This is a genomic window from Caulobacter rhizosphaerae, from assembly GCF_010977555.1.
Taxonomy (GTDB): domain Bacteria; phylum Pseudomonadota; class Alphaproteobacteria; order Caulobacterales; family Caulobacteraceae; genus Caulobacter; species Caulobacter rhizosphaerae.
Map to the genome: position 1 here is coordinate 2,296,510 of NZ_CP048815.1, position 26,560 is coordinate 2,323,069.

Genomic DNA, 26,560 nt, shown 5'->3' on the forward strand with positions numbered 1-26,560 from the left:
AGCGCGTCCGCCGCTCGCCCCATGTCGCCCTTCGGGGCTTGAATATTTAGGAGCGCGAGATCGCCATGAACGACATGAGCCCGCGACCCCCCGTGGCCGCGCCCCTGCTGTCGGCCGACAACTGGAACGGGCGGTTGTTCTCCGACGGCTGGCGCTCGTCCCAGGGCGGCGTGATCGAGGTGCTGGAGCCGGCCACCGAGACGGTGCTGACCCGCGTGGGGCGCGCCGACCGTTCGGACGTCGTCCGCGCCGCCGCGTCGGCCAAGACGGCTCAGCCCGCCTGGGCGGCTCTGACCGCCGACGCGCGCCAGAAAGTGCTGCTGAGGGCCGCCGACCTGTTGGAAGAGCACGCCGTCGACCTGGCGCCGTGGATCATGCGCGAGAGCGGTTCGGTCGCAGGCAAGGCCGCGGTCGAGCTGGAACACGCTGCGGGCTTCGTGCGGCAGGCTGGCGTGATGGCGACCGAGGCCGCGGGGCTGGTCCTGCCCGCCTCACCGGACAAGACCAGCATCGCGCGCCGTGTTCCCTTGGGCGTGGTCGCCGTGATCTCGCCGTTCAACTTTCCGCTGGTGCTGTCGATCCGCGCGGTGGCTCCCGCCTTGGCCGTCGGCAATGCGGTGGTGCTCAAGCCTGACCCGCGCACGCCCATCAGCGGCGGCTTCTTGATTGCTCGGGTGTTCGAGGCGGCCGGCCTGCCCGAGGGCCTGCTGCATGTCCTGCCCGGCGACGCCGAAGCCGGTGACGCCCTGTGCCGGGATCCGAACATCGCCATGATCGCCTTCACCGGCTCCACCGCCGCGGGCCGCAAGGTCGGCGAGGTCGCGGGCGGGCGCCTGAAGAAGGTGGCGCTGGAGCTGGGCGGCAAGAACCCGTTGATCATCCTCGACGACGCCGATCCGGACGTCGCGGCTTCCAACGCGGCCTGGGCGGCGTGGCTGCACCAGGGCCAAATCTGCATGACCGCCGGCCGACTGCTGGTCCAGCGCGGGATCCACGACGCGGTGGTCGAGCGCCTGGCCGTCAAGGCGGCGCACCTGCCGGTCGGCGATCCGATGCGCGGCGACGTGGCGCTGGGCCCGCTGATCAGCCGGAGCCAACTGGACCGGGTCCATGCCATCGTCGCCGACACGGTGGCGGCCGGCGCCCAACTGATCGCCGGCGGGACGCATGACGGCCTATTCTACGCGCCGACAGTGCTGGCCGGGGTCAAGCCGGGCATGCGGGCGTTCGAGGAGGAGATCTTCGGCCCCGTCGCGGCGATCACCGTCTTCGACGAACTGGACGAGGCCGCCCGCCTGGCCAACCATGGACCGTACGGCCTGGCGGCGGGGATCATCACCGGTTCGGTGGGGCGCGGCATGGGCCTGGGGAGGGCGCTCGAGGTGGGGCACCTGCATATCAACGAGCAGACGGTCGAAGCCGGGCCTCACGCGCCGTTCGGCGGCATGAAGGCTTCCGGCAACGGAACCCGGATCAGCGGGCCGGCGAACCTGGACGAGTTCACCACCTGGCGGTGGGAAACGGTCAAGGCCGTGGCCACGCCCTATCCGTTCTAGACCCGCGGCTTCGAGGAGTTCGTCCGCATGCAGATCACCGCCGCCGTCACGCGCAGTCCCGCCGGTCCGTTCAGCCTCGAGCCGCTGGAGATCGAGGAGCCCCGGGCGGGCGAGATCCTAGTCCGCGTGGTCGCCACGGGGGTCTGCCACACCGACATGGTGATGCGCGACCAGCACCTGCCCACGCCCCAGCCGGTCGTCCTGGGTCACGAGGGCGCCGGAATCGTCGAGAGGGTCGGTCCCGGCGTGACCAAGGTCGCGCCGGGCGACCATGTGGTCATGACCTTCAACTCCTGCGGCCGGTGTCCGTCGTGCGAGGACCACGCGCCGACCTATTGTCACGAGTTCTTCCCGCGCAATTTCATGGGCGCGCGTGAGGACGGCTCGTCGGGATTGTCGCGGGAAGGGGAGACCATCCACGCCAACATCTTCGGCCAGTCGTCGTTCGCCACCTACGCTCTCTGTCATGAACGCAACGCGGTGAAGGTCGACAAGGCCGCGCCCCTGGAAATCCTGGGCCCGCTCGGCTGCGGGGTGATGACCGGGGCGGGGGCGGTGATGAACGCCTTGAAGGTCCCCGCCGGCCGCTCGCTGGCGGTGTTCGGCGCCGGCGCGGTTGGCCTGTCGGCGGTGCTGGCGGCCAAGGCGATCGGGGCTGGCCCGATCATCGCCGTGGACATCAATCCTGATCGGCTGGCCTTGGCGCTGGAGTTGGGCGCCGACCACGCGTTGAACGGCGCGGAGGGCGGGGTGGTCGAGAAAATCCAGGCGATCACCGGGACCGGCGCGCAGTTCTCGATCGACACCACGGCCAATCTGAAGGTCATGCGCCAGGCGGTCGACTGCCTGGGCGCGCGCGGCGTCTGCGGCTTAGTCGGCGCGTCCAAGATGGGCGACGAACTGCCGTTGGACGCGGTGTCGGTGATGAGCGGCGGCAAGGTTGTGCGCGGCGTGGTCGAAGGCGACGCCGATCCCGACGTGTTCATCCCGGAGCTGATCGCCCTGCACCAGGCTGGCCAGTTCCCGTTCGACCGCCTGATCCAGTTCTACCCGCTGTCGGAGATCAACCAGGCTGTCGCGGACGGCGAAGCTGGGCGGGTGATCAAGCCCGTGGTGCGGATGGCCTGATCCTTTCGGACGGCCTTTCGCATCCCTTGGCCCGGCGCGAACCTCGCGCCGGGCTCTTTTTTGATCAAAGGTCCAGCACCAGGCGCGAGGTGCGGGCGCGCGAACAGCAGGGCGTGAACTGGTTGTTCGCGGCTCTTTCCTCGTCGGTCTGGAAGGCGTCGCGGTGGTCGGGCTGGCCATCCGTCACGCGGGTCAGGCAGGTGCCGCAGACGCCTTGCTCGCACGAGACCGGCACGAAGACGCCGGCGGCCTCCAAGGCCTGGGCGGCGGACTGGTCGGCCGCCACCGGCACCACCTGGCCGGTGCTGGCGATCACCAGCTCGAACGGCCGGTTCTCACCCTCAGGCCCAGGCGCGGCGGCGAAATGCTCCTTGCGGATCTGGTCCGCGGCCCAGTCGCGCGCCAGGGCGCCATCGACCACATGGCTCATGAACCCGCCGGGACCGCAGACATAGAGACGGCGGCCCGGCGCCGGATCGGCGAGCGCGATATCCAGGTCGAGTCGTGTTTCCGGCTCGGCGTCGAACGACAAGCGCACCGCGTCTGCGAACGGCGCCGCGGCCAACTCGTCCAGGAACGCCGCCCGCGAGCGGTCGCGAGCGCAGTAGTGGAAGAGGAACGGGCGCCCCAGGGCGTGCAATCGTCGAGCCATGGCCAGGATCGGCGTGACGCCGACCCCGCCGGCAAACAGCAGGTGCCCATCGGCCGTCTCGTCCAGCGCGAACAGGTTGCGTGGGAGGCTGATGTCCAACGTCGCGCCGTCGGTCAGCGCCTCATGGACATAGGTCGAGCCGCCGCGCGAGGTCGGCTCGCGCAAGACGGCGATCCGATAATGGCTGCGATCGGCCGGATCGTTGCACAGCGAATATTGCCGCGTCAGGCCGTTCCCCAGGAACAGGTCAATGTGGGCGCCGGCGTCGAACGGCGGCAGGTCGCGGCTTTCGGCGCAGACCAGGTCCAGCCGCACGATGCCCTCGGCGGCCTGGGCGCGGGACGCCACCCGAACCTTGATCATCCGGCGGCTGCCGCCAACGGGCCGGCCTCGGCGGCGATCGCCTTGCCGATGGCCATGCGCGAGCGCACGCCGCCGGCGTCGATGTTCAGCTTCAGGAGCTTGCGGTCGGGATAGGCCAGCAGGTTCTTTTGTTGCCGCTCCAGCATCTCCAGATCCTCGGAGAAGATCTTGCCTTGGCCTTCGCGAATGGTGTCGGTCAGGCCCGCGTCCTGGACAGCGAAGCTCCGCGCCATGCCCCAGAAGTACCAGTGCGAGGTCTCGGTCTCGGGGGTGATGAAGTCGACGACAACGCTGGAGACCTTCTTGTCGGCCGGCGCGTCATAGCCGCCATGACCCGCCAGGGCGACGCCGACCTCGATCATCACGTGGCTGGGCAACGAGAAGCGGCAGATCTGCCAGCGGTCGACGAGGGCGTCTTCGGGCAGGCCGGCGCCGCGCAGCGCCATGCGCCAGAATGGCGGCGCGTGGATGCCTTCCATGAAGCGGCTGGTCACCACTTCCTCTCCGTCGAGGCGCGTGGTGACCGGCGCTTCGTCGATCTCCTTCTGGCCGATGCTCGTGGCGTGGACGTAGGTCTCGTGGGTCAGGTCCATCAGGTTGTCGACCATCAGCCGGTAGTCGCAGGCGATGTGATAGAGGCCGCCGCCATAGGCCCAGTCGGGGCTGTCGGCCCAGAACAGCGGATGCAGCTTGGCGGGGTCGGCCTGGACGGGATCGCCGGGCCAGACCCAAACGAAGCCGTGGCGCTCCAGCACCGGGAAGGCGCGGATGGCGGGGAAGGCGGCGACGCGCTGACCCGGCATCGAGGTCGCGCGCCCTTCGCAGCCCATGGTCAGGCCGTGATAGCCGCAGACCAGCTCGCCATCCCGGACGAAGCCCAGCGACAGGGGCGCGCCCCGGTGGGGGCAGAAATCCTCCAGGGCGACCGGGCGGCCATCCTTGCCGCGATGGAGCACCATGGCCTGGCCGCAGATCCGCCGACCCAGGGGCTTGTTCGCAATCTCGTCGGGCGTGCAGGCGACGTACCAGGCGTCAAGCGGCCAGGGCGCGGCCTTGGCCATGGTTTCGGGACCCATCGTCGTTTCCTCGTGCCTTGGTCTGGCGACCTATTGGATCCAATCTTGATCGCAATCGCGACGTCGTCAAGATTGGATCCAATTGAAAGCTTGTGAGCGTCTCGACGGGTCGGCTACGGTCGCGGCCATGGACATGCCAAGCATGAAGCCGGGCCAGCGCGTGATGATGGCCCTCCGCAAGATGATCGCCTCGGGTGAGATCAAGAGCGGCGAACGCATCGCCGAGATCCCGACGGCGGCGGCGCTGGGCGTCTCCCGTATGCCCGTGCGCACGGCCCTGCGAAGCCTGGAGCAGGAAGGGCTGGTGGTGCGGCTGGGCGCGCGGGGCTATGCGGCCCGGGGCGTGTCCAGCGACCAGATCCGCGACGCCATCGAGGTGCGAGGCGTTCTTGAAGGTTTTGCGGCGCGACGCCTGGTCGAGCGGGGCATGAGCTCCGAGACCCATGCGCGCCTCGCCGGCCTGATCGCGGAAGGCGAGGCCTTGTTCGCGACAGGACGTCTGGCCGCCGAGGACGTGGATCGCTACGCCGCCTACAATCAGGCGTTCCACGACACGCTGGTGGCCGCGGCGGGCAACGGCGCGGTCGAGGGCGCGCTGGCGCGCAACAGTTTCGAACCGTTCGCGGGCGTCGGGGCCCTGGCGCTGGACCTGGCGGACCTCGCAGCCGAGTACGAGCACCTGCTGGCCGCCCATCGCCAGCACCAGTCGGTGCTGGACGCCATCGTGCAGGGCAATGCCGACGAAGCCGAGCGGATCATGCGAGACCACGCCCTGGCGGCCATTCGCAACGCCAAGGTGTTCGAGGCGGCGGCCAGCGCGGGTTCGCCGCTGGGCGCCGCGTGGAGCATTCGCGCCGACTGACGGCATGGCGGAAACGCGAAGGATCTGGAGGTCCCGCGGAAAGCCCTTTAAATGCAATCAGGATACAGTTCGCTTGGCGTGCTAATTGGGGGTTTGTCGACATGGAAGAGACCGCCGCCTTTGGCGTCCTGGGACAACGGCTGGGCCTGCAACTGCACTCGACCGACGTTCGGATCATGGCTGGGCTGGTGGCTCGCCTGACGCCCCTGAACGTGACCCCGGCGCGCGCCACGGCGATCGTCTACATCGCCCTGAACGCCGGCTGCGACCAGGTCACCCTCGGGAGAGCCCTGGGCATCAACCGGGCCAGCACGATGAAGGCCGTCGACGAGCTGGAAGCGCTGGGCGCGATCGAGCGCCGGCCGGGCCGTGACCGTCGCACCAACGCCCTGCACCTGACCGCCGCCGGCGAGACCCTGCGGGTTCGGATCGAGGAGGCCACGCTCGAGCACGATCGAGACGCTTTCGCCGCCCTGACGGAAGTCGAACGCGCCGAGTTCGGTCGCCTCCTCGCCAAGCTCCGCCGCGTGGGGGCGGACGGTCCGGCTCTGGACGCGAACAAGGAGCCGTAGACGGCCGTACGCAAGAGGCCTTGCGCGGGTCAGCGGCGGCGGAAATGACGCTCGAGTTCGCGTCTGTCAAAGTCGTCTTCGCACCTGGGCAAGCCACTCGCCCGGCGCTCGTGCTCCAGTCCTCTTCACGTCTTCCCGCGAGGTACGCGCGCGTCGACGGATTTGATCGAGGGGCTCGCATGATTGACCGGACGGCCGTCGTCGATGGCGTCAAGATCCGCTACGTCGATACGGGCGGCGAGGGCGTTCCGCTTTTCCTCTCCTCGGGCATCGGCGGCTCGCTGGAGCTTTGGTCGAGGCAGCTTGAGGCGCTGGCGGGAAGCCATCGCCTCATCGCCTGGGACTATCCCGGTCACGGCCTGTCCGACATGGGGCGTCAGCCCTATGATCCAGACAGCTACGCGGCCTGCGCCCTGGCCCTGCTGGATGTGCTTGGCTTGGAGCGGGTGATCGCTGTGGGCAACTCGCTGGGCGGGACCGTCGCCTTGCGCCTGTCGGGTCTGGCGCCCGACCGCATCGCCGGTCTGGTGCTGGTCGCGCCGGCCATGCTGGGCCCGGAGGTCTTCCTGCCGTTCCGATTGATGTCCTTGCCGCTGCTCGGCGAATTGATGGCCAAGCCTGGCGAGGCGTCGGTCGAGCGCCAGCTGGTCGCGCTGTTCCACGACCCCGCCGTGGTGACGGAGGATCTTCGTGCGATCGTCCGGCGCAATGTTCACCGCCCCGGAGCGGCCAAGGCGCTGTTAGGAACCTTGCGCCGGACCATGTCCTTGGCCGGCGTCCACGAATCCGTCTGGCGAAAGAGCCTCCAGTGCTTGGAGGCGGCGGCCAGCCCAGTCCTGCTGATTCATGGCAAGCAGGACGCCGTGCTGCCGTTTCAGCAGTCCGAGAGGCATGCGGCCTTGCCGCAGAGGGGGCAGTTTGTGCTGCTCGACGCGTGTGGTCATACGCCGCAATTCGAACGGGCCGAGGATTTCAACGGCCTTTTGACGACATTTGCGCAGCGGGCCGTCTCTCGCTGAAGTTGGCCGGAGCCGAGGGCGGCTCGGCGTTCAGGAAGCCCCGGTTCCAGGCGACCAGCGGCGGACCGGGGGTCAGGCGGTATTCGGCGGCCGTGACGATGAAGACCGAGTGGGTGCCCGCATCTGCGACGCTGTCGATCCGACAGCGGGCGTCGGCCAGGCCGCCGCGGTAGACCGGCGGGGCGCCGTCCGGGAGCCGCCACCGCTCGGGCGCATGGCGTTCGGCCGCACGAGCCGGGCCCGCGAAGCGAAGGGCCTCTTCCCGGTCGGTTGCGCCCAGCAGGGCCACGCCGCACTCGCGCGCGGATCGCAAGGCGTCGTGACAGCCAGCCTCCTTGCGCACGCAGAACAGAAAGCGGGGCGGCTCGACGGACAGGCCGATGATCGAGCTGACCAGCAGGCCGCGCGGCGTCTGGCTGTCCCAGCAGGAGATGATGGCGACGCCGCTCGCCAGGTGCGCCAGCACCTCCTTGAACGCGACCGTGGAGGCGGCGTCCATCGACGAGGGCGAGACGGCGTCGTAGGGAGCCACGGGTCAGCTCGCCGCCCGCGCCAGGCGAAGGTCGCGCTCGGCGACCCGCTGGCGGACCAGCGGGATCAGGTCGCGACCGTAGGCGATGGCGTCCTCGACCGGGTCGAAGCCGCGGATCAGGAAGGTCGAGACGCCCAGGTCGTAGTAGTCGAGCAGGCTTTCGGCGACCTGTTCCGGCGTGCCGACCAGGCCCGTGGAGTTGCCTTGCGCGCCGGTGACGCCGGCGACGCCGGTCCACAGGCGCTTGTCGAGACGGGAGCCTTGCGCGGCCGCGTCCAGCAGGCGCTGCGAGCCGGCGTTGGGCGGACGGTGACCCGTGGTCAGCAAGCCGGCGGCCTCGCGCAGCGCCTTGGCGCGAGCGACGATGTCGTCGGCGCGCGCCCAGGCGGCTTCCTCGGTGTCGGCGATCACTGGACGCAGCGACAGCGAGAAGCGCACCTGGCGGCCGTGCTTGGCCGCGGCGGCGCGGACGCGGGCGATGGTCTCGCGCACCTGGGCCTGGGTTTCGCCCCACATGGCGTAGATGTCGGCATGCTTTCCCGCCACCGGAATGGCCGCATCCGACGAGCCGCCGAAATAGATCGGGATATGCGGCGCCTGCAGCGGCTTCACCGCGCCGAAGCCCTGGTCGACCTTGTAGTATCGGCCCTCGTAGTCGAACGGCTTGTCGCCGGTCCATTCGGCGCGAACGATGTCCAGGTACTCGCTGGTGCGGGCGTAGCGCTCGTCCTTGGTCAGGTGGTCGCCGTCCTTGGCCAGTTCCTCGTCCGACCCGCCGGTGATGATGTGCACGGCGACCCGGCCGCCAGTGAAGTGGTCCAGGGTCGCCAGCTGCCGGGCGGCCAGGGTCGGTTGGGTGAAGCCCGGCCGGTGGGCGATCATGAAGTTCAGTCTCGTGGTCACCGAAGCCGCATGGGCGACGACCAGCTGGCTTTCCGGGCCGGTCGAGTGGAAGGCGACCAGGGCGCGGTCGAAGCCGCCGTCCTCATGCACGCGGGCGGTCTTCTCGACATAGGCTACGTCGATGGCGGGGCCGGACGGCGGATGGATCTCGGACGCGTGCTGCGTGCCGATGAAACCGATGAATTCAACGCTCATGGCGGGCTCCAGTTTGGGGTTCGATCCTAGGGACGGCCTCGCCCGACGATGAGCGAGGAGTTTTCAAGCGCGTTATGCGGGCGGCTCATCAGGCCGTTACGGGCGCGGCCTCCCTGCGCAGGGCGCGGACCACTGAAGGGCGGGCGAAGGCGCGAGCGGCCTTGGCGCTCCAGGCGGGATAGCGTCCGGTGTCGATCTGGCGCCGCTCGGCCCAGCGCCAGATCACCAGGGCGTAGGCGTCGACGACGCTGAAATTCTCGCCCAGCAGCCACGGGCCCGGCGCCTGGGCCAGGCGCTCGATGTCGGTGAGGGTGCGGGCGAAACGGGCCTCGCCGGGCGTGGCCAGGGCGGCCTTCACCGCCTCGTCGTCGGCGTAGCGCTCCGGCCGGGCGATCTGGGCGAAGGCCACGTGCACCGTGCTGGCGAACCAGCTCATCACTTCGTAGGCCTTGGCCAGCCCCAGCGGATCGGCCAGGGGCAGAAGCTCGCTGTGCGGGTAGCGATGGGCCAGGTAGGTCAGGATCGCCAGGACCTCGGTCACGGCCTGACCGTCGACCAGCAGGGTCGGCACGCGGCCGCGCGGATTGACCTTCAGATAGTCGGGTTTGTGCTGGTCGCCGGCGGCGAGATCCAGCCGGTGGGCGCCGTAGGGAATGTTGATCTCCTCCAGCGCCACGAGGGGGGCGAGGGATGAGGAACCGGGCGCGAAATAGAGCTGCAGGGTCATGGTTCAGATCACGTAGAAGCCGTGCGTGCCGTCGCGCGCCAGTTGCTCGACCAGACCGAACTCCCAATCGAGATAGGCCTGCATGGCTTCGGCCGCGTTGTCGGTGCCCTCATAAGGGCGCTTGTAGATGTCGGTCGGGGCGTTGGCGGCGCGGGTCAGGCCTCCCTCGACGGCGCGGCCGGCGGCGATCCAGGCCTCGGTCCCGCCGGCCAGGACGCGGACGGAGCGGTCGGTCAGGTCTTCCAGTTCCGGCGCGGCCAGGGCCGCCAGGACGCCGTCGGTCGAGGTCAGCACGAAGGCCCTGTCCTTCGGCAGCCTGTCCAGCGCCTCGGGCAACTGGGCGCGGATCGCGAACCAGGCGCCGGGCACGTGAGCCTTGCGATGGCGCGGACTGGGGGCGAGGTCGATCACGACCACGGCCTCCTCGGCGATGGCCTGGGCCAGGTCTTCGGGCGACAGGGCCTCGACCGCCGGCAGGACGGGCAGGCGCGGCGTCCAGGCGCCGGTCTCCAGCCCGCCCTTGAAGCCGCCGTCCAGCACGTAGACTTCCCAGCCCAGCTGGGCCAGCCACGAGGCGGTCATGTCGGCGCGAGGCCCCAGATCGTCGGCGAGCACGATGCGGCCGCCGCGCACCGGGGCGAAGACGTCGGTCTCCTGCACCAGCTGGCCCCCAGGGGCCGAACGGAAGCCGGGGATGTGGCCCGTCGTGTACTCCTCGGGCGTGCGGACGTCGAAGCGGTAGAGGGTGCGGTCGCCGTCCTTGCCGAGGTCGGCCAAGCCCGCCGCGTCGAGGCGGCGGACGCCGGCGCGGTAGGCGACGTCGCGGGCGCGGCTTCGGGCTTCGGCCAGGGTCTGGTCACGAACCTCGGGAAACTTGCGGTCCTGGCCATGTTCCAGCGTCTGCTGGGCCAGGGTCCAGCCAATCGTGCCGTTGCGCAAGGCGAAGACAGGGTTGGGCAGGCCGGCGTTGACCAACGATTGGGCGCCGATCAGGCTGCGCGTGCGGCCGGCGCAGTTGACGATGATGGTGGTCGAGGGATCGGGCGCCAGTTCGCGGGCGCGCAGCACCAGTTCGGCGCCGGGCGTGCTGATCCCCCCGGGAATGCTCATGACCGCGTATTCCTCGAACCGGCGGGCGTCGAGGATCACCTGGTCGGCCTGGGCGTCGATACGCGCCTGGACCTCCTGGGCCGGCAGGGACGGCGTATGGCGGCGCGCCTCGACCAGTTCGCCGAACGCCTTGCTGTAGGAATTGACGTCCTGGAACAGCTCGTAGCCGGCGGCGCGCCACCCGGCGAGGCCGCCGGCCAGCGCGTGGACGTTCGTGTAGCCCAGGGCCGCCAGCCGTTCGGCGGCGGGCGCGACCAGGCCCTCGCCGTCGTCATAGAGGACGATCTTGGCGCCATGGCGTGGGACGCGGTCGAGGATCTCCGCCTCCAGCCGGCTCAGCGGCAGTTGCGAAGCGAACAGCGGGTGTCCTTTGGCGAAAGGGTCTTCCTCGCGCAGGTCCAGCAGGGCGATCTCGCGTCGGGCGATCAGGTCGCGGCGGACCTCTTGCGGCTTGACGACGGACAGGGTCATTCGGCGGCTCCGTAGGCCAGGGCGCTGGCGCGGTCGAACAGGAGAGGTGGCGGGACGTCGGCGTAGCCGGAGACGAAGGGCTTGGGCCGGCCGTCGGCGCCGTAGGTCGACCGCCGCACCGTCCCGATATCGGCGCCATAGACGTGGATGCTGATCGAGACCCGGTCTTCGAAGGCGTTGGCGACGCGGTGGATGTCGCCGATCGTCGGCGAGACCGCTTCGACCTGGCCGGTTTCCAGGCGATGAACCTGGCCCGCCGCGGCCAGGGCGTCGCCCCGCCGCGCGTAGGACTGGGACAGTTCGGCCCCCCGCAGGACGCCGACCAGGCCCCAGACGGTATGGTCGTGGACGGGCGTCGCCTGGCCCGGCCCCCAGACAAAGCTGACCACCGAGAAGCGGCCGGCTGGATCGCGGTGCAGCAGGTACTGCTGGTAGCGCGTCGGATCGGGCCGGCTCTGGGCTTCCGGCAGCCAGTCGTCGACAGCCACGAGGTCGGCCAGCAGGGCGCCGCCCTCGCGCAGGATCACGGCCTCGTCGCCGGTCTGGTCCAGCAGGTTGGAAAAGTCGGCCACGAAGTCCGAGAGGCGGTGCTGGCTCATGGGGTCACAGCGCGTATTTGAGGGTGACGAGGAAGGTCCGGGGATCGGGGTAGTTGCGGTAGTAGACCCCGGTGGACGGTGTGTAGGTGGCGCTGACCGGCTTGTCGGAATCGAGCAGGTTGCGGCCTGACAGCTGCACGGCCCAGCGCGGGTCCGGCGTCGTCCAGGTGATCGAGCCGTTCAGGAAGCCCTGGGCCGGCGCCTTGTCCTGCGGGCGTTGCAGCGCGTTGAAATAGGCCTTGCCCTGCCATTGGGCGTTCAGGCCCAGGCGCACGGAGCCCGGAATCTCGATCGGCACGTCGTAGGTCAGACCGCCGGATAGGCTCCAACGCGGCGAGTTCAGCAGGCGGTGTCCGTCGGCGTTGACGCCCACCCCGCCGGCGTTGCGGTATTTGTCGTAGACCGCGAACAGGTAGCCGACCGAGGCTTGCAGGCCGAGCCGCTCGGTCGGGCGAACGTCGCCCTCGATCTCGACGCCGTATGTGTGGGCCTTGCCGGCGTTGCCGCGGATCGAATTGCCCGGATAGGCCGGGTCGCTGTAGCTGACCTGCAGGTCCTTGTAGTCGTTGTAGAACGCCGCCAGGTTCAACCGCGCGCGGCGGTCGAACAGCTCGGTCTTCAGGCCGGTCTCGTGGCTGTCGACGTTCTCGGGCGCGAAGGGACGGGTGGCCAGATCCAGACGCGTGGCGCGGTTGTCGAATCCGCCCGATTTGAAGCCCTTCGACCAGGTTACGTACTGCAGGACCTCGTCGGACCACTGGTACTGGGCCGAGACCTTGGGCGTGATCGCCGAGAAGGTCTTGTCGGCCTGGCCGGCGATCGACTGGCCGACGACCTGACCGGCCAGGTTCAGCACCTTGTTGTCGAAGACGAAGTTCTTCTTCTCGTTGGTCCAGCGCAGGCCGCCGGTCAGGGAGAGGCGGTCGGTCGCCTTCCAGGTCGCTTCGCCGAACACGGCGTAGGCGTCGGTGTTGGTGATGTTGTGGGCCCGCGCGAAGCTGTAGTTGCCGGGCGTCGTCACCGGGTCGGTGTTCTGGGCGTTGCGGCGGCTGTAGCCGTCGCGCTGCACGAAGAACCGCTCGTGCAGATAGAACAGGCCGCTGGTGAAGGTGACGTCGCCGAAGTCGCCGTTCAGCTGGACTTCCTGGGTGGCGTACTGATCGTTGTAGTGGATCAGGTTCTTCTGGATCAGCGCCGCCTCACCGTCGTTGTCATAGGCGACGGGATTGAGGTTGAAGCCGCCGTAGGCGGTGATCGACTTCAGCTTCAGGTGCTCGGAAAGCTCGTACTGGACGCGCAGGGAGCCGCTGATCTGGTCCAGGTCCTGGACCGGCTCGACCTCGGCGTATGAGCGATCGTTGCGGAAGATTCCGCCCGGCTGGTTCACCGGGATATAGCTGCGCGTGTCGCTGCGGTCGCGCAGGGCGTTGACGGTCAATTGCGCGTCCAGGCGTTCGGTCGGCGTCCAACGCAACTTGGCGCGGAAGGCGTCCAGGTTGATGCGGTTGACGTCGTGGTTCAGCGTCGGATCGAAGGTGACGCCGTCGCGCTCGTGATGGATGTACGAAAGGCTGCCCGACAGCTTGTCGGCGACCAGAGGTCCTTCGATCAGGGCGCGGACGTCGACGGCCCCATAATTTCCCAACCCGACCTCGGCCTTGGCGCGCAGATTCTGGCCGGGATCGCGAGTGATGATCCGCAGGGCGCCGGCGCTGGAGTTGCGGCCGTACAGCGTGCCTTGTGGGCCGCGCAGCACTTCGATGCGCTCCAGGTCGTTGAACTCGACCATCGAGCCGATCTGGCGCGGGATGTAGACGTCGTCGACATAGACGGCCAGCACCGGTTCCTGGATCGGGTCGGCCTCGCCGACGCCGCGCAGGGCGTAGGTCTGGGTGGTGTGGCTGATAGTGACCCGGCTGATGCTGAGGTTCGGGATCTGGCCCGACAGATCGCGGATATTGTCGATCTTGCGGTCGGCCAGGACCTGCTGGCCGAAGGCCGAGATGGCGATGGCGGTCTTCTGCAGGTCGGTGGCGCGTCGCTCGGCGGTGACGATGACCTGCTCGACCGCGGGGGCGGCCCCGTCGGCGCTGGAAGCCGGTTCGGCGGCCTGGGCCGCGCCGGCCATCGCCAGGCTGGAACTCAAGAGCAGAAGATCACGCGAGCGAAATTTAGGCATTCGACCTATCCCCGATTTATCTTGTAGGGATTTGTCATCTGCGCGATCTGTTCTCAACGAATATAAAATCTGGAAATCGATAGATTTGCTTATATCAAGAACGCTGCGGTTCTATATTTGTGCGGCAAATATCACTTCAGGAACGACGTCAGCCGGTCATCCCACAGCGGCTTGACCTGGACGGCGCTTGGTATGACCTTGGCGGTCGCGAAGGTGTCGGCCACGGCCTGCTGTGAGGCGATCGCCGCCTCGCTGATCGGGCCCAGGATCGAAGGCGAGCTGCGCTCGCGGAACTCCTGCTCGTAATAGGCCTGCTTGACCCCGGTGGCGGCGGCGCGGACCTTGGCCCAGCGGACGCCGTCGGCGTTGATCCAGTCGAACACCTGGCGATAGCGTCGGACGTAGTCGCCGATGGCCTTCAGCCGCTCCTGCTCGTCCAGCGCTTCGGCGGCGGCGGTGATCAGGTAGTTGCCCGACAGGATCCCCTGGGCGGTGGTCAGCACCCGGGCCCCGGCCTCGCGGGCCTGGTAGACAATGACGCCGTAGATGACCCAGGCGTCCAACGCCCCGCTCTGGAAGGCGGCCAAGCCGTCCTGCGGCGATAACGCCACCGGGGTGATGTCGGCCCAGGTCAGGCCGGATTTCTCCAGCAGCCGCAGCAGGATGTAGTGCGAGGTCGTGGCCTTCACATAGCCGATCCGCTTGCCCTTCAACGCCTTGAAGTCCTGGGCGGGCGAGCCCTTGGGCACGAGCACGACTTGGTTGTTCACGTCGCCTTGCAGCACGCCGACGATGCGGACCTGGTTGCCCGGATGGTCGGCCACGAAGATCGGCGGGATCTCGCTCATGCCGCCGAAGTCCAGCGCCCGGGCGTTGATCGCCTCGGCGATCAGGTTGCCGCCGGCGAACTGGGTGCGAGCCAACTTGTAAGGCGGAGCCTGGATCCCCGCCTGGTCGAAGAAGCTCTCGGGATTGCCGCGATAGGTGGCGACCCGCAGGGTCAGGTCAGAAAGGTTGCCGGTCTTGGCGGCCGGTTTGGGCGAGCAGGCGGCGAGACCGGTCATGGAGAGGCCGGCGATCGATACGCCGCCGACCATCAGGCCGCGCCTGGACATCGTGAAACCGGTCATCAGTCGAACAGGTCCGGTTCTTCTTCGGTCACAACGTCCCAATAGGGCTGGAAGGCCCAGAGGCCGCCGGCTTCGCTGCCGACCTGGCTGGCGGTGTGCGCGGCCACCTCGGGCGGCATGGGCTTGGTCGGACCGGCGGCCTCGGCCAGCAGCTGGGTCTGGCAGGCGTTCTCGAGGGCCAGGTAGCGCCAGACGGCGGCCTCGACCGATTGACCAACGGTCAGGATCCCGTGGTTCTGCAGGATCACGGCCTTCTTCGGGCCCAGCGTCCGCGCGATCTTCTGGCCCTCGCTGGTGTCGAGCACCACGCCGGAGAATTCCTCGAACAGGGCGTGGTCGTCATAAAAGGCCGCCGAGTCCTGGGTCAGGGGGTCGAGCAGGCGTCCCAGGGCGGACCAGGCCTTGCCGTACAGCGAGTGCGAATGGGCGGCGGCCACGACATCCGGACGGGCCTCGTGCAACTGCGAATGGATGGCGAAGGCCGCGCGGTTCAGGCGGGCAGGGACCCTGGCCGGCGGCTCGACGACGCGGCCGTCATGGCTGACCAGCATTAGGTCCGAGACCTTGATCCGGCTGAAGTGAACGCCGAACGGGTTGACCCAGAAATGGTCCGTCAGTTCCGGGTCGCGGGCGGTGATGTGACCGGCGCCGCCCATGTCGAAGCCGTAGCGGCCGAACAGGCGATAAGAGGCCGCTAGGCGCTGCTTGCGATAGAGGCGCTCGGCCTCGACTGTAGGCTGGCGCGGGATCTCGCGGGTCCCGAACTCGGGCAGGACGGTCTCGATCTTGGCGGGATGCGGCGCGGCGGGCGCGAAGCTTCTTCCCTCAAAGGCTTGGGGCGCGGGAATGGCGGTCATGGCGTTGATCTCTCAGTAGCCGCGCGACAGGTCGACGACGCCGGCCAAGGGCGCGCCGGACCGGAAGCGGGCCAGGTTCTCGGCGAACTGGGTCGCCAGGTTGATACGGGTGTCGGGCGTATGCACCGAGGTGTGCGGCGACAGGCGAACCTTGGGATGGCCGTAGAACGGATGGCCGTCCGGCAAGGGCTCGGGGAAGGTGACGTCTAGGCTGGCGCGGCCGACGCGGCCCTCGTCCAGCGCCGCCAGCAGGGCCTCGTCGTCGATCAGGGCACCGCGGGCGATATTGATCAGGTGCAGGCCGGGCTTGGCGTGCAGCAGGAGGTCGCGGTTGATGATCCGCTCGGTCTGCGGCGTCGCCGGCGCGGCCAGGACGACATGGTCGCTGCGCTCGAACAGGGTCTTTAGGTCGGCGACGCGCTCGACGCCGGGCACCGGGATCGGGGCGTCCGAGCGGCGCACCGCCAGCACGTTGATCCCCAGGGCCTGGGCGCGCGGGGCCAGGGCTTCGCCGATGGCGCCGAAGCCGACCAGGCCCAGGGTCGAGCCGGCGACCAGTTTCAGCTGCTGCGGCGCCCAGCGCGAGGCCTGGTCGATCCAGATGTCCGGCAGGCGCTTGGCCTCGGCCAGGAGGGCGGCCAGCGCGAATTCGGCGAGGGCTACGGCGGACGAGCCGCGCGCCGAGGTCACGACGGGACCGTCGAACAGCCAGTCCGGATAGAAGTCGATGCCGACCGAAACCAACTGCACCCAGCGAACGTCGAAAGGCCAGCCGGGCGGCGGGCGGTCGGGCAGAACCCCGCCGGCCTTGCGGAACGGCGCGGCGACCAGGATCTTTGCCTGGGGCGGCAGGGGCGCGGTGAAGCCCGGCGGCACGGCCACGATCTCGGCGTCGGCGACATGCTGGGCGAAGACGCTGTTGAACACCTCTGGCAACTGGCTGGCGACGATGAGGCGGCTCATGCGCCCAGTCCCGCGAAGGCGGCGCGGCCGGCGCTGGTCAGGACCACGTCGGCCTGCGGCGTGTGGACCCGGCCGCAGAGGACGTCGCGATGGTGGCGCTCCAGCGGATTGGCGCGAGTCAGGCCCGGATTGCCGGTCAGTTTCAAGGCCCTTTCGACGGCCGAAATGGCGTTTTCGGTGACCAGGTGCTTGACGAGACTGGCCTCGACGCCGTCGACCTCGCCCCGCGCGGCGGTGTCCAGCAGGACGCGGTTGGACAGCAGCAGGCCGTCGATCTCGCCGACGGCTTCCTGGAATCGCGGCAGGGTCGAGAGGGCGGCGCCCAGGTTGGCCGGCTTGCGGTTGGCCAGGAATTCGACCAGCCAGTCCCGCGCCGCACGGGCGACGGCGTCGTAGATGGCCGAGGTCAGCACCGCCGACCATGTGGCGAAGCTGGCCGGATAGGGCGGCGGCACGCCGACGGGCTGGGGATCCAGGGCATGGTCCAGCGGGACCAGGACGTCCTCGAACACCACGTCATGGCTGGCGGAGGCGCGCAGGCCCAGGTGGTCCCAGGTCTCCTCGATCGAAATTCCGGGGGCGTCGGCGCGGACCAGCCAGCCGCCGACTAGAGGTTCGGCGTCGTCGCTTCGGGCCCAGACCACGAACCAGGTCAGGTTGGTGGAGCCGGTCGAGTAGATCTTGCGGCCGCTGAGCCGCCAGCCTTCGGACGTGCGGCGGGCGATGGTGGCCGGCAAGCCGCCGCGGGCGGGCGTGCCGAGGTCCGGCTCGACCCGCAGGGCGTTGATCAGGGCGCCGTGCTCGATCGCCTCGCCGATGACGCGCTGCTTCAGATGCTCGGGCCAGCCGGAGCGGCCTTCGACCGAGGCGTGGAACAGGTACTGCATGACCAGGACGAGCGCCGTCGCCGGCTCGCCGCGCGCCACGGCCGAGATCACCTTCAGCGCCGTCGGCAGGTCGGCCTCCAGTCCCCCCAGCCGCGCGGGCGCGGTCAGGGCCAGAAGGCCCGCCTCGTGCAATTGGCGGAAGTTGTCGGCCGGAAAGCTGGCCTCGCGGTCGTGTTGGCCGGCGGTGGCGGCGAAGGCCTTCGTCAGCTCCGGCAGGATCGCATCGAGATCGGGCAGGCGCGCTTGAGCCTCGAAGCGACGGACGGGGGCGTTCACAGCACGACCTCGCCGGTCGGGAAGGCGAGCAGGTGACCTTCGCCATGGGTGGGCCCGGACTCGACGCCGAGCTGGCTTAGCAAGCGGCGGCGGATGGCCTGGAAGCGGGCGTCGAGCGTTCGCGGCCGGTCCAGCGTGATGCGCTCTTCGGCGGCGATACGGCCCTTGTCCAGCACCAGAACCCGGTCGGCCAGGGCGATGGCCTCGTCGACGTCGTGGGTGACCAGCAGCACGGCCGGCGCGTGCTCGCGCCACAGCGACAGCACCAGATCGTGCATCTTCAGGCGGGTCAGGGCGTCCAGCGCCGCGAACGGTTCGTCCAGCAGCAGCAGGCCCGGCGCGCGGACCAGGGCCCGGGCCAGGGCCGTGCGCTGAGCCTCGCCGCCCGAGAGGGTGCCGGGCCACGCGTCGAGGCGATGGCTAAGGCCCACCTCCTTCAGCGCCGCCTCGGCGCGGGCCCGGACGTTGCCGCCGGAAAGGCCAAGGGCGACATTGCGCCAGACCTTCTTCCACGGCAGCAAGCGCGCATCCTGGAACACGACCGCCCGGGCGTCGGGGGTCTTCACGTCCTGCCCCCCGGCAGGGTCGAGCCCGGCCAAGGTTCGCAGCAGGGTTGTCTTGCCTGAGCCGCTGGCGCCCAGCAGGGCGACGAACTCACCCGGGGCGATCGACAGGTCCAGGCCGTCGATGACGGTGTTGTCGCCGAAGCGGCGGACGAAGTTCGAGAGCCGTACGGCGGGTTCGGCGGCCTGCTGGAGGGGGCGGGTGACGGCGGGGCGAGGGAGTCGCGGTTGCGAAACGGCCATGATCATTGCTCCACAAGGCTGGGGCGCCACGCCAGCGCCTTGCGCTCCAGCGTGCGGACAAGGGCGTCGGCGCCGAGGCCGAGTAGGGCGTAGACGACCAAGCAGACGACGATGATGTCGGTTCGCATGAAGTCGCGGGCGTTGTTGACCAGATAGCCCAGCCCGGCCTGGGCGTTGATCTGTTCGGAGATCACCAGCACCAGCACCGCAACCCCCAGGGCGTAGCGCAGGCCGATGAAGAACGAGGGCAGGGCGCCGGGCAGGATTACCTCGCGCACCAGGCTCCAGCCCGAGAGGCCAAAGCTGCGGGCGGCCTCGACCAGGCGCACGTCGACGCCGCGGATGCCGGCGAACAGGTTCAGGTACAGCGGAAAGGTCGCCGAGACGGTGATCAGCAGGATCTTCGGCGTCTCGCCGATGCCGAACCACACGATGAACAGCGGCGTCAGGGCAAGAACCGGGATTGTCCGCTTGATCTGCATCAGCGGGTCGACCAGCGTCTCGCCCCAGCGCGACAGGCCCGAGATCAGGCCTAGGGTGGTGGCCAGAACCAGGGCGACGCCGAGGCCAGCGCCGGCGCGGGCCAGGGAGACCAGAAGGTTGCGGGGCAGTTCGCCCGAGACGGTCAGGGACCAGAAAGTCTCCAGGACCGTGGATGGCGCGGCCAGCACCCGGGGCGGGACGACGCCGGTGCGCGCGCCCAGCTCCCACAAGGCCAGCAATAGGACCGGAGACAACCAGCGGGCGCGGGCCAGGCTGGGCCAGCGCCATGGCCTAGGTTCAGAAATTCTGTAGGTCGTCGCCAGAGACACTGCGGTCCTCTCTCGTCGGAAACCGTTGCGACGCAAGCGCCGTGGGTCCAGAAAGAAGGACGTTGAATTCCTACTTGATCAATAGACTTATCCTCACAGGCCTTATTAGCATTTCTCAAGAGGACGCCCATGGTCACCAACCTGCCGACCGAACTGCTGCGGAGCTTCGTGGCGATCGTCGACTCCGGTTCGATGCTGCGGGCGACCGAGCGGGTGTTCGTCACCCAGTCGGCGCTGAGCCTGCAGATGAAGCGCCTGGAGGAGACGGTGCTGACGCCGCTGTTCCACCGCGAGGGGCGGCGCCTGGTGCTGACGCCGGCGGGTCAGACCCTGCTGCCGAGGGCGAGGGAGATCCTGGCGCTGAACGATCGCGCCGTGGTGGCCCTGACCGGCGACGCCCTGGCTGGACCGGCGCGCGTCGGCCTCGTGCAGGACTTCGCCGAGACCCTGCTGTCGGGGGTGCTGGCGCGGTTCGCCCAGCTCAATCCCGACACCCAGCTGCAGGTGCGGGTGGCGGGCTCGCCGGAGCTTCTGGGCCTGCTGGAGGCCGATCGGCTGGACGTCGTCCTGTGCATGGGCGCGGCGGACGATCCGCGGGCCGCGCGCGTGGTCCCCATGGCGTGGCATGGCGACGCCGCCCTGGCTGAGAGCGACGTCCTGCCGGTCGCCATCCTGGAGTCGCCCTGCCGCTTTCGCGACGCCGCCCTGGCCGCGCTGGAGCGGGACGGGCGGCCGTTCCGGGTGGCTCTCGAAACCCCGAGCCTGTCGGCCCTGCGCGCGGCGGTGCAGGCGGGTCTGGCGGTCACCTGCCGCACAGCCCTGTTCCTGCCCGAGCGCGCGCCGCTGGCCAGCAATCACCTGCCGTCGCTGCCCGACGTGGCCTATGTCCAGCGGATCAACGACACCCCGCACGCATCGATCGTCAAGCTGGGGCAGTTGATCCACGCCGCGGCGTTGGATCTCTAGGTCAACGCCGCCATCACCGTCTCGGCCACGGCGGCGACCTGGACGCGGATGTCCGGCACGGCGGTGACCTCCCACGAGGTTCCGCGCGTCGCGGGACCAACGGCCAGGAGGGTCGGCGAGGCCTGGCCGGAGAGGTCGCGCAGCCGGTTGTCGTCGTCGACATCGAAACCGAGGCGCAGCGGATCAGGTCGCGCCAGGCCGCGCCGAACCAGGTCCAGGATCAGAGGATCGGTGGAGTTCAGGACGTCTCCGGTCGGACCAGTGCAGTTGATGACCCGGGCCGCGCGGAAGGCGTAGCCTTTGTCCTGACCACGCCCGCGCCAGCGGCACAGGGCGAAGCCGTCGGCTTCCAGCGTCAGGCTGCGGATCTTGCCGGCCGCCAGGACCAGTTGACCGGTGGCGCGCAGGGCGCCGATCCGGCCGGCGACCAGCGGGGCCAAGCGGTGACGGTGAATGTCCCAGAACGGACGGGCATGACGCAGGAAGGCTTGTTTCTGCGGCGCGGACCAGCTGCGCCACAAGGCCTGTGTCGCCGGTCGGATGGCGTCGATCGCGGTACGCCAGCCATGGTCGCCGGCGGCCGTACGCAGCCAGCTGAACGCCTCGAGCGGCGAGAGATCGTTGGCCGGCGGCGTCGGCAGGACCAGCGGCGGCGCGCCGTCGTGCTCCAGCGGCGCCAGGCCACGCCGCGACAGCGCCAGCATGGGGCGGCCCGGTTGCGCGTCGTTCAGCGACAGCGCGACGTCCACCATGGTCAGACCCGTACCGATCAACAGCACCGGACCCGCCGGCAACTGGGTTGCGTCCCAACGCCAGGGATCGGCGACATAGGCCTGCGAGGCGGCGAAGGCCTCGTCGACCCCAGGGGGGCGCGCCGGCGGCGGATTGCCCAGGGCCAGGACAACGGCATGGGCCGTGACCGCCCGTCCCATGGCGCACCGAAGGCGCCAGCCGTCGCCACCCGGCTCGATCCCGACCACCGCGTCCGGCGTGACCACCAGGCGGCCGGCGCCGGCGGCTCCCTCGGCGATCTCGACGACCTGCTGCTGGATATAGCGGCCATAGTCCGCGCGCGTGGCGAAGTCCGCCGGGTCCAGGGCGAGCCTCTCGCGGTTCAGCCATCTGACGAAGTGTTCGGGGTCGTCCGGCCAGGCGCTCATATTGCCGGCCCGCACGTTCAGGCGATGATCCGGATTGTGTGAGGCGTAGGCGGCCCCAAGGCCGACGGGTGTGCGCCGCTCGAACAGGATCACCTTGGCGTCGGCCGAGCGCTTGAGGATGTTCAGCGCGGTCGCCACCCCGCTGAACCCAGCGCCGACCACGGCGATGACAGGTGCTGACCTAGCGCGCATGGGAAAACTCTATAAACTTAATAGGGTTTTCTCGACCATCGCCCGGCATTCTGCAAGTCGCCCGGGCGATCTGTGTTGCGCAGGCGTCGTGGATCGTTCGAGGATTATCAGTAATATATTGAAATTATTATATAAAATTGCTGGTTTCATCGGCGCGGCAGGCATAGCCGCCCGCGCGACGTCTGTCGCGAGAATGGGGCCTCGACAGGCGAGCCACCTTTAGACGGCTCTTCGGAGGCGGCACGGCCTTAGCTTGTGCAAACGCCGGGCGGCGCGTTCCGGTACGACGGACGGTCCGGGCCGGTCTTCCCGCGGCGCGGCGTCATTTCACGAGGAGGCGCACCGCGTTCGTAGTCGTCACCAGGGTGCGTGGCGCGGCGTCCTGGGTTTGAACGGTAAGCTCGGCCGCCTCGTTCGTGGTCAGGACCTTGTCCTCGGCGCTCACGAAGGTCGCCGACAATCCCCGGGCCGCCAAAAGCGTGTCGGCCTGGGCGCCCTTCAGGCCACGCACGTCGGGCATGGGCGCCGCGTCGTCGAGGGCCTGGGGAGGCGGTACGGGAAGAATCTTGAAGGTCAGCTTTGCCGCGCCCTGGCCTTGAAAGGCGTAGCGCTGCTGAAAACCCGCGTCGACCGGAGTGACGTAGGTGCGCGCCTGCCCGACGGCTCCGGGCTGGTTCGCGCCGCCAGCGCTGCCGTCCGCGCCGCCGGTTCCTCCGACATGCATCGAGACCTGCACCTCGCAGGTTGTCTCGGGCAGCACGTAGAAGGTGGGGCGGTAGCCAATGGCGCGCAGCGCCTGGACGCCCTCGTCGCCATCGGTTTCGTACATGGCCAGAGTCGCGGCTAGGGAGGCATGGTCGAGCGCAGCCTGGGCTTCGGCGACACCGCGGCCGACTGCCGCGATGACCTCGCCGAGCGGGGTCGCCAGGCTGTCGCTGAGGAAATCGGCTGCATCCTGGGCCATCTCAAGTTTCCTTTTTTACATCGGCGGCGAAGATCACCAGCACCCTCGCGCCGCGCCCGCTGACTGCGCCCGCGACGGGCGACTGCACCATCGCCTGTCCCGGCGCGACGGCCGGGTTGAGCGCGAGCGGGCCCACGCTGGCGTCCAGAGTCAGGCCGACCGAAGCCAGGACCCGCCTCGCCGCGTTCTCGGTCAGTTGGCTGACGTCGGGCACGCGCGGACCGCCCTCGGCGGACGCCGTTTCCCCCGGAAGGAACTCCATCCTGATGTCGCTGAGCGCGCCCGGCGGCACGGTCTTCAGATCTTCCTTGCCCAGCAGTTCTAGGCGGCCGCCGTCGTCCTGCAGCACGGCCTTCGCCGTCACCTGGATCGCCCCCAGGGAAAAGCCGCGCGGCTTCAACGTGGTTTGGGCGTCGTCGAGTTGGCTGGCCACGGTGGTGGCCAGATCGACCATGCCCACCGCCTTTCCGCCAACCGCCGGCCTGACCGTCGCCGCGGCGATCGCCTGTTCCTGCTGGGCGACCGTGGCGCGCAGGCCGGCGATGACGGTCTCCTGGTCATCGATGACCCGGGCCCGGTCGGCCAGCAAACCATCGCGTTCGGCCAGGTCCTTGTCGCGCTGGGCAAGGCGGGTGGACAAGGCCTGAGCAGCCTCCTCGGCGGTCTGGGCGCGCGCGACGGCGACATCGGCCTTGGCGACGACGTCCCGCAGATTGGCGATTTCGGCGTCGCGCTGGACCAGGTCCTTGTCGCTCTGGGCAAGGCGGATCGACAGGGTCTGGACGGTTTCTTCCGCGGTCTGGGCGCGCGCGGTGGCGAGATCGGCCTTGACGGCGAGGCCCCGCAGGTTGGCGATTTCGGCGTCGCGCTCCGCAAGGACCCGGGTCTGGTTGGCGATCAGGGTGTCGCGTTCAGCCAGATCACGGGTGACCGTGCTCGGCGTTTCCGACGCGGCGACCCCGCCCACCATCAGCGTCTCGCCGCGCAAGCCGGCGGTCGCGAAGGTGCGGGGCTGGGCGAAGCGCTCCACCGCCGCGAGGTGCTGGACCTGCCCGAAGTCGACCACCAGGCTTCCGCCCCGGGCGGCGCGCGCGATCGCCGGGCTGACCGACATTATCGCCGCGCTCTCCACGAGCCGGAAGGCCGGGGCGAGGGGGAGGGTGTCGTCCTCGATTGTCCCCGATCCCTTGGCGCGGCCGTCGGCTCCTGTCTTGGCGGTCGATCTGGTCGTCCAGGCGTTGGCCTGAAGATCGAACAGCTGGACCTCCAGGGCCATGCCCGCGACGGGGGCGCCGGCGGCGTCGGCCAGCCGCGCCGACCAGGTGAAGGTCGTGCTCATCCCACGACCTCCAAACCGACGATGGCCCGCGCGCTGAAGGCGCCGATCGACGCAGCGACGGCGACGACGGCGCGCGCCGGCTCGCCGTCGGCGATCGCCAGCGTGGTTGCGGCGCGGCCAGCCGCGTCGGTCCGCAGCAGGGCGGCCGCGAGGCGCGTTCCCGGCTTGCGCGCGAAGCCCGCAACGCCCCGCGCGGCCGAAAGAATGGCGGACGCGCCGTCGTCGATATTGAGTTCCACCGGTTGATCGGCCAGCACCTCGCCCGCGCTGTTGGTCACGGTCACGGCCAGGGACGCCTCGCCGCCGATGTTCTGGCCCACGGCGAAGGCGATGCGCGGCGTCGGCAGGCCGTCGCCAGGCGGCGTGGCCACCAGGCGGCCGCTGATCGTGCTGCTGACCTGCTGATTGCTCGCGCTCGGCGGACGGCCGGTGAACAGCAGGGCCACGGGACGCCCTCCGGTATCGACGCGGGTTTCCATGTCGACCTGGATCGAAAAGTCCAGATAGGGCAACTGGTAACCGCCCAGCGGACGGCCCGCTGGATCGATGCGCGGACCGCTGTTGAGCGCAATCTGGGCTTCACGCACCCCTTCGGCGAGCGCCACCAGCATTTCCTCGATCGAGTTGCCGACGAAGCGGCTTTCGGCCGGCATCAATCGCCTCCCTCGGATTTGTCTCGAGCGTCGTCGGCGCGCTTGGCCTTCAGCCGTTCCAGCGCCCTGTCGCGACGAGCGTCGTCATGGGCTGCGTCAGCCTCGCGCAACTCGCGGACATCCCGCGCCATCTCGCGCATCTGGTCGGCCTTGTCAGTGAGTTCGTCGATCGTGCCGACCGCGACCGCAAGCTTTCGCGCGGTGTCCCGGACATAGGGATCGGCGCGGCCGAGACCGGGAATCCGTTCGCGCGCGCGTTCGACCCAGTCCTGGGGAATGGCTTCACGGGCGGAGTCGAGCGCCCGTCCGGCGGCGGCGTAGGCGCGACGGCCGCGGCTCCGCATGTCGCGAGCCCGTTCCAGTCGGCGATCGAGCGGATCGCCGGGACCGTTCCGGGGACGCTCGTCCGGCGTCCGCAGAGCTCGTCCGGCGTCGCGCAGCGCCCGGCCGCCGCCGGCGACCGCGGCCAGGCGACGGACCGCCTCGGCGCGCGGATCGGCGTCGCGATCGGCGGCTCCGGGGGACCGTTCGCCCGACTTTTCACGCGTGCGGGGCGGGGCGGGACGCTCGAACATCTCGGGGAGGGACGCCGCGGCGCGCCTGAGGTCCGGAGGCAGGGCGCCGGGCGTCGGGCGCACCGCCTCGCCGGGCGTAGGTCTCAAGAGCGGGTTGGACGCGCCGCGAGGCGCCTCGCCCGGCGTGGCGCGGAGGACTGGGAAGGGGACAGGCGGCGGCGCGACCCGCCCCGCCGGAACGGGCGAGGCCGGGACCGCACGGGCCGCGTCGCGTCCCGCGCTCCAGCGGGCGAGCTCGGCCCGCCGCTGATCCAGCGGTGTCACCGCGTAGCGCGGATCGTTCGGCCCGGGCGCGGTCAGGCCCGCCATCCGCGCTTCCAGAGCGCGCCGCTCGTCCATCAGCCGCGCCAGCTCAGGCGACAACGTCGCCGGATCGGGGGACGCGGCGGTGGATGGCGCCGCCGCGATCCGTGTCGGGACGGGCGTCGGATCACGTGCGCGCTTCAGCGCGTCCTTCCAGGGCGCGTCGGACATCAGGGCGTCGGAGCCCGTCGTTGCGCGATGAGCTCGCGTACGCGTTCCTCGAACAGGGCGGGCGCCGGTATCGGCACCACCTTGGTTCTCATGAGGCTCGAGCCCTCGGCGCTGTACTGGTATTTCGCCGCGAAGCTGGCGCTGACGCTGCTGGAGCTTACCGAACCGCCGCCGCCGAACGGCGTCCAGAAGGCGCCGCCCTTGCTCACCGAGCTGCTGCTGCTGTGCTTGATCTCGGTCTCGGACTTGAATGAGATCGACATCTTCAGTTCGATCACGGTGTCGACGAACTGATAGAAGGTCGGCGAGAAGCCCAGCTCCATCAGGCTGTATTCCTGCCCGTCGCCGAACTTGACCAGATAGTTCGTCGACTTCGCGCCGTCGCCCTCCTTCTCTTCGTCAGCCTCTTCGTCAAATCCGGCCATCAGGCGGGCGATGCGCAGGGAGACCAGATCAAGCTGCAACTGCGCCTGGGCGATGCCCACGCCCAGGCGCTGGACCATTTCGGGGAAGGGGACGGCGAGAAGTTCTGTGCCGACGCTCATGGCTTGGCCTCCGTGCG

General features: G+C 69.5%; 26 protein-coding genes. 6 read left to right on the forward strand and 20 right to left on the reverse strand.

Translation table 11 applies throughout. The features are described from left to right. The first annotated feature begins 92 nt into the window (after positions 1 to 92). Both G3M57_RS10730 and G3M57_RS10735 read left to right on the forward strand, forming a co-directional pair. Entirely contained in the window at positions 93 to 1,556 is a 1,464-nt protein-coding gene (locus tag G3M57_RS10730) for a benzaldehyde dehydrogenase (RefSeq protein WP_163233695.1), read from the forward strand. 27 nt (positions 1,557 to 1,583) lie between these two features. Beyond that, positions 1,584 to 2,684 carry an NAD(P)-dependent alcohol dehydrogenase gene (locus G3M57_RS10735; protein WP_163230432.1) on the forward strand — a complete coding sequence of 367 codons (1,101 nt, stop codon included), beginning with the start codon at positions 1,584 to 1,586 and terminating at the stop codon, positions 2,682 to 2,684. A 64-nt stretch (positions 2,685 to 2,748) separates the two neighbouring features. Here the strand turns inward: G3M57_RS10735 and G3M57_RS10740 are convergent, their stop codons facing one another. Both G3M57_RS10740 and G3M57_RS10745 read right to left on the reverse strand, forming a co-directional pair. Continuing rightward, positions 2,749 to 3,699, reverse strand: coding sequence for a PDR/VanB family oxidoreductase (locus G3M57_RS10740; protein ID WP_163230434.1), 951 nt, complete (start codon positions 3,697 to 3,699; stop codon positions 2,749 to 2,751). After that, positions 3,696 to 4,775 carry an aromatic ring-hydroxylating oxygenase subunit alpha gene (locus tag G3M57_RS10745; RefSeq protein WP_163230436.1) on the reverse strand — a complete coding sequence of 360 codons (1,080 nt, stop codon included), beginning with the start codon at positions 4,773 to 4,775 and terminating at the stop codon, positions 3,696 to 3,698. The genes G3M57_RS10740 and G3M57_RS10745 overlap by 4 nt, the downstream gene beginning before the upstream one ends. A 127-nt stretch (positions 4,776 to 4,902) precedes the next feature. Between G3M57_RS10745 and G3M57_RS10750 the strand changes: the two genes are divergently transcribed. From G3M57_RS10750 to G3M57_RS10760, 3 genes are all read left to right on the forward strand, one after another. Beyond that, positions 4,903 to 5,637: a GntR family transcriptional regulator gene (locus tag G3M57_RS10750; RefSeq protein WP_163230438.1), complete on the forward strand. Its 735-nt coding sequence runs from the start codon at positions 4,903 to 4,905 to the stop codon at positions 5,635 to 5,637. A 101-nt stretch (positions 5,638 to 5,738) separates the two neighbouring features. Continuing rightward, complete coding sequence (locus G3M57_RS10755; RefSeq protein WP_163230440.1) at positions 5,739 to 6,209, forward strand: MarR family winged helix-turn-helix transcriptional regulator; 471 nt, start codon at positions 5,739 to 5,741, stop codon at positions 6,207 to 6,209. A gap of 44 nt (positions 6,210 to 6,253) precedes the next feature. Then, on the forward strand, positions 6,254 to 7,228 hold the full coding sequence (locus tag G3M57_RS10760) for an alpha/beta fold hydrolase (protein WP_244322623.1): 975 nt from the start codon (positions 6,254 to 6,256) through the stop codon (positions 7,226 to 7,228). Here G3M57_RS10760 and G3M57_RS10765 read toward each other — a convergent pair. From G3M57_RS10765 to G3M57_RS10820, 12 genes are all read right to left on the reverse strand, one after another. After that, a complete protein-coding gene (locus G3M57_RS10765; protein ID WP_230983780.1) occupies positions 7,182 to 7,760 on the reverse strand; it encodes a flavin reductase family protein in 579 nt (192 codons plus the stop codon). The two genes, G3M57_RS10760 and G3M57_RS10765, sit on opposite strands and share 47 nt — an antisense overlap. Positions 7,761 to 7,763: 3 nt before the next feature. Continuing rightward, entirely contained in the window at positions 7,764 to 8,858 is a 1,095-nt protein-coding gene (locus G3M57_RS10770) for an LLM class flavin-dependent oxidoreductase (RefSeq protein ID WP_163230442.1), read from the reverse strand. Positions 8,859 to 8,946: 88 nt separating this feature from the next. Next, positions 8,947 to 9,585, reverse strand: a complete 639-nt coding sequence (locus tag G3M57_RS10775; protein ID WP_056760175.1) for a glutathione S-transferase family protein — start codon at positions 9,583 to 9,585, stop codon at positions 8,947 to 8,949. A gap of 3 nt (positions 9,586 to 9,588) precedes the next feature. Next, positions 9,589 to 11,166, reverse strand: coding sequence for a rhodanese-like domain-containing protein (locus tag G3M57_RS10780; RefSeq protein ID WP_056760177.1), 1,578 nt, complete (start codon positions 11,164 to 11,166; stop codon positions 9,589 to 9,591). Then, positions 11,163 to 11,765 (reverse strand): cysteine dioxygenase family protein, encoded by a 603-nt coding sequence (locus G3M57_RS10785; RefSeq protein WP_056760180.1) that lies wholly within the window; start codon positions 11,763 to 11,765, stop codon positions 11,163 to 11,165. Before G3M57_RS10785 ends, G3M57_RS10780 begins: the two co-directional genes overlap by 4 nt. 4 nt (positions 11,766 to 11,769) lie before the next feature. Next, entirely contained in the window at positions 11,770 to 13,944 is a 2,175-nt protein-coding gene (locus G3M57_RS10790) for a TonB-dependent receptor (RefSeq protein ID WP_163230444.1), read from the reverse strand. A gap of 131 nt (positions 13,945 to 14,075) precedes the next feature. Further along, positions 14,076 to 15,074 (reverse strand): ABC transporter substrate-binding protein, encoded by a 999-nt coding sequence (locus G3M57_RS10795; RefSeq protein ID WP_163230446.1) that lies wholly within the window; start codon positions 15,072 to 15,074, stop codon positions 14,076 to 14,078. Continuing rightward, positions 15,074 to 15,931, reverse strand: coding sequence for a class II aldolase/adducin family protein (locus G3M57_RS10800; RefSeq protein WP_056760185.1), 858 nt, complete (start codon positions 15,929 to 15,931; stop codon positions 15,074 to 15,076). Before G3M57_RS10800 ends, G3M57_RS10795 begins: the two co-directional genes overlap by 1 nt. Before the next feature lie 12 nt (positions 15,932 to 15,943). Further along, positions 15,944 to 16,894, reverse strand: coding sequence for a D-isomer specific 2-hydroxyacid dehydrogenase family protein (locus G3M57_RS10805; protein WP_163230448.1), 951 nt, complete (start codon positions 16,892 to 16,894; stop codon positions 15,944 to 15,946). Then, positions 16,891 to 18,057 carry an acyl-CoA dehydrogenase family protein gene (locus G3M57_RS10810; RefSeq protein ID WP_163230450.1) on the reverse strand — a complete coding sequence of 389 codons (1,167 nt, stop codon included), beginning with the start codon at positions 18,055 to 18,057 and terminating at the stop codon, positions 16,891 to 16,893. The genes G3M57_RS10805 and G3M57_RS10810 overlap by 4 nt, the downstream gene beginning before the upstream one ends. Further along, positions 18,054 to 18,863: an ABC transporter ATP-binding protein gene (locus G3M57_RS10815; protein WP_230983778.1), complete on the reverse strand. Its 810-nt coding sequence runs from the start codon at positions 18,861 to 18,863 to the stop codon at positions 18,054 to 18,056. Before G3M57_RS10815 ends, G3M57_RS10810 begins: the two co-directional genes overlap by 4 nt. Before the next feature lie 2 nt (positions 18,864 to 18,865). Next, complete coding sequence (locus G3M57_RS10820) at positions 18,866 to 19,675, reverse strand: ABC transporter permease (protein WP_163230454.1); 810 nt, start codon at positions 19,673 to 19,675, stop codon at positions 18,866 to 18,868. 129 nt (positions 19,676 to 19,804) lie between these two features. Here G3M57_RS10820 and G3M57_RS10825 point away from each other — a divergent pair, with 129 nt between their 5' ends. Further along, on the forward strand, positions 19,805 to 20,641 hold the full coding sequence (locus G3M57_RS10825; protein ID WP_056760195.1) for a LysR substrate-binding domain-containing protein: 837 nt from the start codon (positions 19,805 to 19,807) through the stop codon (positions 20,639 to 20,641). On the opposite strand, the gene G3M57_RS10830 is transcribed toward G3M57_RS10825, so the two are convergent. The 6 genes from G3M57_RS10830 to G3M57_RS10855 form a co-directional block, all read right to left on the reverse strand. Beyond that, positions 20,638 to 21,993, reverse strand: coding sequence for an FAD/NAD(P)-binding protein (locus G3M57_RS10830; RefSeq protein ID WP_163230456.1), 1,356 nt, complete (start codon positions 21,991 to 21,993; stop codon positions 20,638 to 20,640). The two genes, G3M57_RS10825 and G3M57_RS10830, sit on opposite strands and share 4 nt — an antisense overlap. Positions 21,994 to 22,315: 322 nt before the next feature. Then, positions 22,316 to 22,957: a hypothetical protein gene (locus G3M57_RS10835; RefSeq protein ID WP_163230458.1), complete on the reverse strand. Its 642-nt coding sequence runs from the start codon at positions 22,955 to 22,957 to the stop codon at positions 22,316 to 22,318. A gap of 1 nt (position 22,958) precedes the next feature. After that, on the reverse strand, positions 22,959 to 24,296 hold the full coding sequence (locus G3M57_RS10840) for a Stk1 family PASTA domain-containing Ser/Thr kinase (protein ID WP_163230460.1): 1,338 nt from the start codon (positions 24,294 to 24,296) through the stop codon (positions 22,959 to 22,961). Further along, positions 24,293 to 24,949 carry a hypothetical protein gene (locus G3M57_RS10845; protein ID WP_056760203.1) on the reverse strand — a complete coding sequence of 219 codons (657 nt, stop codon included), beginning with the start codon at positions 24,947 to 24,949 and terminating at the stop codon, positions 24,293 to 24,295. The genes G3M57_RS10840 and G3M57_RS10845 overlap by 4 nt, the downstream gene beginning before the upstream one ends. Continuing rightward, complete coding sequence (locus G3M57_RS10850; protein WP_163230462.1) at positions 24,949 to 25,998, reverse strand: hypothetical protein; 1,050 nt, start codon at positions 25,996 to 25,998, stop codon at positions 24,949 to 24,951. The genes G3M57_RS10845 and G3M57_RS10850 overlap by 1 nt, the downstream gene beginning before the upstream one ends. Then, positions 25,998 to 26,543, reverse strand: a complete 546-nt coding sequence (locus G3M57_RS10855) for a hypothetical protein (protein WP_056760207.1) — start codon at positions 26,541 to 26,543, stop codon at positions 25,998 to 26,000. Before G3M57_RS10855 ends, G3M57_RS10850 begins: the two co-directional genes overlap by 1 nt. Positions 26,544 to 26,560 lie beyond the last annotated feature (17 nt).

Bases quoted from the DNA above. Each gene is read 5' to 3' on its own strand.
- G3M57_RS10750 (WP_163230438.1), top strand. From the start codon at position 4,903: ATGGACATGCCAAGCATGAAGCCGGGCCAGCGCGTGATGATGGCCCTC.
- G3M57_RS10835 (WP_163230458.1), bottom strand. From the start codon at position 22,957: ATGGCCCAGGATGCAGCCGATTTCCTCAGCGACAGCCTGGCGACCCCG.
- G3M57_RS10800 (WP_056760185.1), bottom strand. From the start codon at position 15,931: ATGACCGCCATTCCCGCGCCCCAAGCCTTTGAGGGAAGAAGCTTCGCG.
- G3M57_RS10745 (WP_163230436.1), bottom strand. From the start codon at position 4,775: ATGGGTCCCGAAACCATGGCCAAGGCCGCGCCCTGGCCGCTTGACGCC.
- G3M57_RS10795 (WP_163230446.1), bottom strand. From the start codon at position 15,074: ATGACCGGTTTCACGATGTCCAGGCGCGGCCTGATGGTCGGCGGCGTA.
- G3M57_RS10775 (WP_056760175.1), bottom strand. From the start codon at position 9,585: ATGACCCTGCAGCTCTATTTCGCGCCCGGTTCCTCATCCCTCGCCCCC.
- G3M57_RS10735 (WP_163230432.1), top strand. From the start codon at position 1,584: ATGCAGATCACCGCCGCCGTCACGCGCAGTCCCGCCGGTCCGTTCAGC.
- G3M57_RS10740 (WP_163230434.1), bottom strand. From the start codon at position 3,699: ATGATCAAGGTTCGGGTGGCGTCCCGCGCCCAGGCCGCCGAGGGCATC.
- G3M57_RS10825 (WP_056760195.1), top strand. From the start codon at position 19,805: ATGGTCACCAACCTGCCGACCGAACTGCTGCGGAGCTTCGTGGCGATC.
- G3M57_RS10815 (WP_230983778.1), bottom strand. From the start codon at position 18,863: ATGGCCGTTTCGCAACCGCGACTCCCTCGCCCCGCCGTCACCCGCCCC.
- G3M57_RS10805 (WP_163230448.1), bottom strand. From the start codon at position 16,894: ATGAGCCGCCTCATCGTCGCCAGCCAGTTGCCAGAGGTGTTCAACAGC.
- G3M57_RS10755 (WP_163230440.1), top strand. From the start codon at position 5,739: ATGGAAGAGACCGCCGCCTTTGGCGTCCTGGGACAACGGCTGGGCCTG.
- G3M57_RS10850 (WP_163230462.1), bottom strand. From the start codon at position 25,998: ATGTCCGACGCGCCCTGGAAGGACGCGCTGAAGCGCGCACGTGATCCG.
- G3M57_RS10790 (WP_163230444.1), bottom strand. From the start codon at position 13,944: ATGCCTAAATTTCGCTCGCGTGATCTTCTGCTCTTGAGTTCCAGCCTG.
- G3M57_RS10780 (WP_056760177.1), bottom strand. From the start codon at position 11,166: ATGACCCTGTCCGTCGTCAAGCCGCAAGAGGTCCGCCGCGACCTGATC.
- G3M57_RS10840 (WP_163230460.1), bottom strand. From the start codon at position 24,296: ATGAGCACGACCTTCACCTGGTCGGCGCGGCTGGCCGACGCCGCCGGC.
- G3M57_RS10830 (WP_163230456.1), bottom strand. From the start codon at position 21,993: ATGCGCGCTAGGTCAGCACCTGTCATCGCCGTGGTCGGCGCTGGGTTC.
- G3M57_RS10855 (WP_056760207.1), bottom strand. From the start codon at position 26,543: ATGAGCGTCGGCACAGAACTTCTCGCCGTCCCCTTCCCCGAAATGGTC.
- G3M57_RS10785 (WP_056760180.1), bottom strand. From the start codon at position 11,765: ATGAGCCAGCACCGCCTCTCGGACTTCGTGGCCGACTTTTCCAACCTG.
- G3M57_RS10845 (WP_056760203.1), bottom strand. From the start codon at position 24,949: ATGCCGGCCGAAAGCCGCTTCGTCGGCAACTCGATCGAGGAAATGCTG.
- G3M57_RS10760 (WP_244322623.1), top strand. From the start codon at position 6,254: ATGACGCTCGAGTTCGCGTCTGTCAAAGTCGTCTTCGCACCTGGGCAA.
- G3M57_RS10770 (WP_163230442.1), bottom strand. From the start codon at position 8,858: ATGAGCGTTGAATTCATCGGTTTCATCGGCACGCAGCACGCGTCCGAG.